This is a genomic window from Vibrio sp. YT-16, from assembly GCF_033337405.1.
Lineage (GTDB): Bacteria > Pseudomonadota > Gammaproteobacteria > Enterobacterales > Vibrionaceae > Vibrio > Vibrio alginolyticus.
This window is the reverse complement of the sequence record NZ_JAWOQQ010000041.1, coordinates 1-4,336: the sequence shown is the minus strand read 5'-3', so window position 1 is coordinate 4,336 and position 4,336 is coordinate 1. Positions and strand designations below refer to the sequence as shown.

The following is a 4,336-nucleotide window of genomic DNA, read 5'->3' as shown; positions in this document are numbered from 1 at the left end:
GATTCACGCTCTTTAGCGATAGCTAGTAGTTCAAGATCTTCGAGTCTGTCCATCATCATTTCGTACGCTTCGGCAGGCACGCAATAAAATGCTGGTTCATTTCGGTTTAATACAGCAACAGGTTCGCCGTAAGCACTAGTTGCAACTTTCATAGGGTTAGCTTTCAACTCAGTAATGCTTGCAGCAACATCGGCTAAAATTCTAGTGGTCATATAATCGGTCTCTTAAGTGGTTTTTATGTTGGTCATTTTAGCCTCAACCAAGCGGTATAACAAGTTGCTTAAGAGTGATTCGCAACCCGTGGCATTTTTACTATGTGTCGGTTTATGTGTTTAAGGTATTATGCGGAGGCTAAGGTATTGCGTTGCTCACACCTTAGCAAGGCGTTAGCATTCACTAATAACAAAAAGGAGTATTATGAAAAATGTAATAGGAATGGCAGTGTTGCTAGTTTCTCTCTGGGGATGTGCATCAGCACCTGATAGAGTGGAAGCAAATAAAGTTGAGCCTAATTTTAATAACGGAAAGTCAATCGTTTATATTTTGCAAGGCAACAACAAAGGGCTGTTGGAAAATGTCCAAACCTATCGAGTAAATGGAGAGCCAACAGGGAAGTTGCTGAACGGATCTTATACTTGGTTTTACGCAGAGCCTGGTGAAAAAAATCTTGAATTTTATGATCCTTTAATCCCTTCAAGGCTCTTCTGGGACAAACAGTTCACTCTCAAGCAAGGTCAAACGGTCTATCTATACCAAGGGTGGGAGCTAGCGCATGCTTCCAACAAACTAACGACAGATATGGTTTTCATTGATGGTAATGCAACGGTTATTACTGCTCCAAGTCGTGAACAACAAGTTTTCAAACTCGCTGAAATATCGCAAGAAGATGCTCGAAGGCTTATGAAAAAACTGAGCTATGTGTCTAATGACTTGGAAAGTAAATAATTGCAGCGCCAACGTGATTGCTAACAATCTGCTCAAGAGGGACTCGCAACGCGTGGCATTTTTAGCATGCGTTGATTTTAGTGATTAAGGTGGTATGCAGCGGCTTCAGTATTGCGTTGCTCACCCCTTAGCAGGGCGTTATGTTGAGAAGGAAGTTATGAAAACTTTATTGAAACAAAGTAAATTGGTCAGTTTTAAATTAATGTATAGCTTTATCACTAGAGTATTAATTTGTGGCATGTTTGCTTACTACTTAGTCGAGATATCTAAGGCTCCATTTTTAACACAATTAGGATACATCGTATTTTTTTGTGCTGTATCTTTAGCTGCTGAGTATTTAGCAGCTAAACCGAAACAGTCGCTAGAAGTTGTGCTTGATGGTAATAGTTTATCTCTTTTAGGGACAAGTATAAATACTGCTGATATTAATGAAATTTTGTATGCGCAAACCAAAAGGTTTGAACATACGGTAAGGTTTCGTTTCAAAAATCAGACATATCAAGACTTTGAACTAGCTTCTCCTGACTTAATTGAAGATCTAAGATTTTACCATTTTCTGGTTGAAAACCAGTTGCCTGTGAAGATGCTAGATAGTCATGAACGCGTTGCTTAACATCTCAACATAACAAATTGTTCAAGAGTGATTCGGCACGCGTGGTATTTTTACTATGCGTTGGGTTTAATGATTAAGGTGGTATGCGTAGGCTTCGACATTGCGTGCCTCACCCCTTAGCAGGGCGTTATGTTGAATAGGGCTTCAAAGCCCACAGGTATTCAGCTAATCTCTTCTTCCACACAATATCTTAGGTATATACATGATTGTTCACGTTACAATTCCCGTTAGTGATTTAGAAAGAAGCCGGAAGTTTTATGAAGAAGCTTTTAGTCCACTAGGGTACAAAATTGCATTTGGTGAAAAAGGTAAATTTTGGGCTTTCGACCTCGGTAAGGGCTTCTTATTCGAGATCTGTAGTGCTAAGACTGAGGGTGCTTTAACAAGCTTTCATATTGCCTTCCGTGTGGCGAGTCAGCAAAAGGTTCGAGAGTTTTATAACTCAGCTATTTCAGCAGGAGCGCGAGACAACGGAGCTCCAGGACCGCGACCTCACTATACCGAGAACTATTATGCCTGCTTCGTTCATGATCCAGATGGTCATAATATTGAAGCTGTCTTTGACACCTGGAAGTCTTGATGCAGTTGAAAATGCGGTAAAAGTTTAATGTAAAACACGTGCTGAGTTTCAACATAACAAACTGTTCAAGAGTGATTCGCAACGCGTGGCATTTTTACCATGCGTTGGGTTAAGTGATTAAGGTGGTATGCTGCGGCTTTTGTATTGCGTTGCTCACACCTTAACAGGGCGTTAGCATGCGGGAGTAATATGAAGAAAATTCTCATCATCGGTAATTCTGGCTCAGGCAAGAGTTGGTTGTCGAAACAGTTATCCCGAAAACTTCAGTTGCAAGAAGTTAACTTGGACTCGATTGTATGGGAGCCAGGTGGCTATAATCAAAAACGCTCCACCGGAGCAATCGAAAATGAAATTGCTAGTATAAAGTCTCAATGCAACTGGGTAGTTGAGGGAGTATTTGGTGCTTTAGCCGAACAGCTTATTTTATCTGCTGACATGCTGTTGTTTTTGGATTTGGAATGGTCTGAATGTAAAAGTTCTCTTTATTCTCGTGGTTCGGAGAGCTCGAAGCAACTTAATGAGGAACAGGCGGAGAAGAATTTTCGTGAATTATTAAAATGGGCTTCTGAATACTCTGTTCGCGAATCCAAAAGTTCACGACAGTTCCATCAGCAATTGTTCAGAGATTTTCACGGTTCTAAAGTACGTTTCACAACGCGCTCTCAAGTGAATGAGTTTGTAGCGGAAACAACATGCTAACAAACTGTTTAAGAGTGATTCGCAACGCGTGGCATTTTTACCCTGCGTTGATTTTAGTGATTTAGGTGGTGTGCGGAGGCTTTCGTATTGCGTTGCTCACACCTTAACAGGGCGTTAAATGGAGGAGCTAATGAGCAGTATTCTAGAAAAGTGTCATACGTTCAAGTTTAGTGAATCATATGGTTTTGCAGATAAAGTCAGAAAAGCGATTTTTGAACGCGACTATGCAATTGATCCGTTAGAAGTAGCAGAAGATGTAGAGTTACAGGTGACTAAGCCACAAAAAAGAACTCTACTGCATGATTACATAGAGTATGTTGTGGTTGACCATCTCAATTTCTACTTTAGAGGTGGCGGCTGGGAATTTGAGGATGTTCTACCAGTACTTTCAATGCTTGAATCACATCAAATCGAATACCAAGAGTTAGACCACTACATTAAAGAGCTACTGCGAGACGATGAAAGTGGAAAAACAGTCGAAATTACTGAAGAGCACATTGATGAGTATAAGTACCAATATGCGTGGGACTATATTGAACCTTTGGTACAGGCAAAGTTTGTCCCTGTATTAGTTACTGAAGTATTTTCGCTACTCTTCGCTGATCGCGAAGCTATGAAAGTTTTCAATATAAATGTTGCAGAGTCTATGGGCGAGCGAAGTAAGAGAAATACTTACTGGCCTAAATGGCTTGAGAGAGAATTGTTTTGTCGGGAAAAGGGGCTTTGTGCGCTTTGTAAAACGGACTTATCTTCTGTTTATCATACACATGGCAAGGTTGCTATAGATCATATCGTTCCAATTGCTAAAAATGGCGTAAATGATCCGACAAACCTCCAAATTCTTTGCCAATCATGCAATAGCAAAAAAAGTGGGACAGTCATTCAGACATCTAATGCAATGCCAGTTTTTTGGGAGATGTAATCCTCCATTTAACAAACTGTTTAAGAGTGATTCGCAACGCGTGGCATTAACAGAATGTTTAGAGTTAAAGTCAGTGTGTTTTTGGTGGGGTTTCGTACTTCAATTTTGAATCGTTCGGGTTTGTGAAAATCGATCTCAGGTTTCTTTTGTGGTTGGATTTTCTGTTTCAGAAACCGATTTGCTTGTTGAAAGTCAGCTCTGTGATATTGTCTTTTCAAATGAGCTTTTTGGTGTTGTTAGTCCGTTTTCTACGGCGCTAACTGTTCCAAGTGGTTTCAGTGATAGGCGCTTTGAAGCTGCGCCTGATTTGAGTATATCAATGCACATAAAGCTGGTGTTGGCAAAACGGCAATCAATTTCAAATCAAAGCGTTAGGTTTGGCAACTAACAAAGCATTCAAGAGGGATTCACAACGCTTGGCAGTTTTGGTTTGAATTGGCTTTAGTGTTTACGGCACAATGGTTTAGTTTGGGTGGAATGCGTTGTTCACCCCTTAATGCGGCGTTAGCTGTTTGAGGAAAAAATGAGAAAATTCGATAAGCCGCTATTCTGGCTGTATATAAAAACAAGAGACTCA

General features: G+C 40.4%; 7 protein-coding genes. 6 read left to right on the top strand and 1 reads right to left on the bottom strand.

The genetic code is table 11. From position 1 onward, the window contains the following. Positions 1-212, bottom strand: a 212-nt coding sequence (locus R7F07_RS24425; protein WP_318110544.1) for a type II toxin-antitoxin system Phd/YefM family antitoxin, incomplete at its 3' end; no start/stop codon positions are given. 205 nt (positions 213-417) lie between these two features. On the opposite strand from R7F07_RS24425, the gene R7F07_RS24420 reads away from it, so the two are divergent. The 6 genes from R7F07_RS24420 (at position 418) to R7F07_RS24395 (ending at position 4,147) form a co-directional block, all read left to right on the top strand. Further along, positions 418-945 carry a DUF2846 domain-containing protein gene (locus tag R7F07_RS24420; protein WP_225492310.1) on the top strand — a complete coding sequence of 176 codons (528 nt, stop codon included), beginning with the start codon at positions 418-420 and terminating at the stop codon, positions 943-945. Between the two features lie 157 nt (positions 946-1,102). Further along, the gene (locus R7F07_RS24415) at positions 1,103-1,558 is read left to right on the top strand and encodes a hypothetical protein (RefSeq protein ID WP_053350294.1); all 456 of its coding nucleotides are present in this window, start codon (positions 1,103-1,105) and stop codon (positions 1,556-1,558) included. Positions 1,559-1,760: 202 nt separating this feature from the next. After that, entirely contained in the window at positions 1,761-2,138 is a 378-nt protein-coding gene (locus tag R7F07_RS24410) for a VOC family protein (RefSeq protein WP_053350295.1), read from the top strand. Positions 2,139-2,327: 189 nt separating this feature from the next. Next, the gene (locus tag R7F07_RS24405) at positions 2,328-2,837 is read left to right on the top strand and encodes a hypothetical protein (RefSeq protein ID WP_005376997.1); all 510 of its coding nucleotides are present in this window, start codon (positions 2,328-2,330) and stop codon (positions 2,835-2,837) included. 130 nt (positions 2,838-2,967) lie between these two features. Continuing rightward, complete coding sequence (locus R7F07_RS24400) at positions 2,968-3,759, top strand: HNH endonuclease (RefSeq protein WP_171343492.1); 792 nt, start codon at positions 2,968-2,970, stop codon at positions 3,757-3,759. A 148-nt stretch (positions 3,760-3,907) separates the two neighbouring features. Continuing rightward, entirely contained in the window at positions 3,908-4,147 is a 240-nt protein-coding gene (locus R7F07_RS24395; RefSeq protein ID WP_042523958.1) for a hypothetical protein, read from the top strand. Positions 4,148-4,336: the final 189 nt, after the last annotated feature.